We start from the raw sequence: 1923 nt of genomic DNA on the forward strand, positions 1-1923 counted from the left end.
ATTCGTAGTGCTAGTTCTCAACTAGCACTACGAGTCAATTTATCTATTATGTGAGGTGTTCTCCACATGCACCAGCATCTTCCTTTGGAAGAAGAAGTGATGAACATGTTAATTGGTGGTTTTTCCACAGTAATGTTCATTACAATTGTTATGGTAATTTTCCTTTGGAGAAGGAATCAAGCACAAAGATCAGCATTTTTCTGGATTTTCTTACATTTTGTATCGTTCTCTATTGCGGTATACTTGGGATTAAAAGCAATTTCTTTTGACATTAATCATCCGATGGCATCAGAAGAAATTTCCCTTCTTTTAGGTGAATCAGGGGCATTATGGAGAGGGAGTATGATTTGTCTGGTGGTTGGTATTTTTAAACTTTCAAAAGTAACGAAGGACGATCAAAAAAATAAGGTTTTGTAGTTAAATATCTGAATCCGTGATAAAGCATTTTTACAATAGATACGAACCATTGATACCATGAGGAAAAACAACGTTAGCGACTTTTCATCAAGTAGGTGAATACGATGAAAGATCTCCCGATTCGTTTTGTATTGACAGATGAAGCGATTACCTCAAGCGCTAGGCTTGCTTTCATTGTCTACTTACTCCATCAAATGAAACTGGATAAATGAGCAGACGCCCTTCAGCTCCCAACGGTTCGTCGAGATTTGCACATTTCCCATAGCGACGTCATCCGCTCGATGATCGGCTTGCTTGCAACAGGAAAAACGGATTTTGATCATATCGAAGCGTATCGTCAGTACGGATATCTTTTCGTTCGGCACGTGCCTTCCTCCCCGACGTTGAGACAGCGTCTCGAACAGCTCACTTGTCTTCTGATGACCGAAACGATTCTTTGGGAGGAGTTCATGCGTCTGTTGATTCAACAACACTCCACCTTAGCGAACAGAAGGAACAAATCGTACAACTGTAAGGTATAAATATTTATACCCATGGCGATAGTTGAGAGCTAACGCCATGGGTTATATTCATTTGTTTATCCATGCCAATGCCGATAATATGAGAATAATGGTGATTATTTTGACGAGTAGACTCTTTAAGTCTTTTATGTTACCGAATTTGTTCATCTACAGTAATAGAACCCGTGGTGCTAGTTGAGCGCTAGCGCTCAACTAGTCCGAGTGTGACAAGCGAATACACCAACAATATGCCATCTAGTGCCACTTCAAACCCTGAAATCGAATTCGCACGAATGTCTGTGATACGATACTGGTCAACGAGAACAGAGAACACCGTTTCTATCACTTTCCGTTTTTGTTTGAGCCATTTCTCCCATGATGCCGATGGACGGTGTTTCTGATTTTTGCGAGATGGAGTCCAAAAAGCGATTTGGTACTCTTCATACAACTTTTTTTGCAATTCGCTACTGATAAATCCCTTGTCTCCCAAATTAAAGGGATGAGGAATTTGAGTCATGACCGTTTCCGCTGCGGTTCGATCGTGACAGGACGCCTCCGTTACCACATATCCCATAGGCAGTCCTTGGTCGGTCACTTGAAGATGAAACTTAAACCCATAGTACCACTGCTTTTTCGACGCACAAAGTCCGATGTCCGCGATCCCTTGGAATCGTTTGACACGGTACATTCTTGCGGCATGGCACAACTCGATTGGCATGCTATCTACTACCGCATAGGCATGATGTTGACCACGTTTCGCTAGTTCATGACGAATCCATTTGATCGCAAAGCGCAGTGCTCGGCAACGGCGATTGTATCGGGATCGTTCGATAAACTGTCCATCGGTAAATAAATTTCCCTCCACAAAACGATGCCATGCACGTTCGGAGGAGAAGCCAAGCAGCTTTCCTAAAAGATGAATGGCAATGATCACCGCGTCTTCTTGTTTCGCCAAATGACGATTGCGACGTTGAAGATAGAATTGAATTTGTGACAGCTGGGCAGA

At 42.5% G+C, this 1923-nt stretch carries 2 protein-coding genes and 1 pseudogene; 2 read left to right on the plus strand and 1 reads right to left on the minus strand.

The genetic code is table 11. The annotated features are described in order from the left end of the window. Window positions 1-66 precede the first annotated feature (66 nt). Both HNQ82_RS14390 and HNQ82_RS14395 read left to right on the plus strand, forming a co-directional pair. Complete coding sequence (locus HNQ82_RS14390) at window positions 67-417, plus strand: hypothetical protein (RefSeq protein WP_183250458.1); 351 nt, start codon at window positions 67-69, stop codon at window positions 415-417. Between the two features lie 104 nt (window positions 418-521). Then, a pseudogene (locus tag HNQ82_RS14395) lies at window positions 522-902 on the plus strand (IS1380 family transposase); the annotation flags it as partial. Between the two features lie 217 nt (window positions 903-1119). Here the strand turns inward: HNQ82_RS14395 and HNQ82_RS14400 are convergent. Continuing rightward, window positions 1120-1923: IS982 family transposase (locus HNQ82_RS14400; protein ID WP_183250460.1), on the minus strand; the 804-nt coding region annotated here is incomplete at its 5' end.

The organism is Anoxybacillus tengchongensis (assembly GCF_014201585.1).
GTDB lineage: Bacteria > Bacillota > Bacilli > Bacillales > Anoxybacillaceae > Anoxybacillus > Anoxybacillus tengchongensis.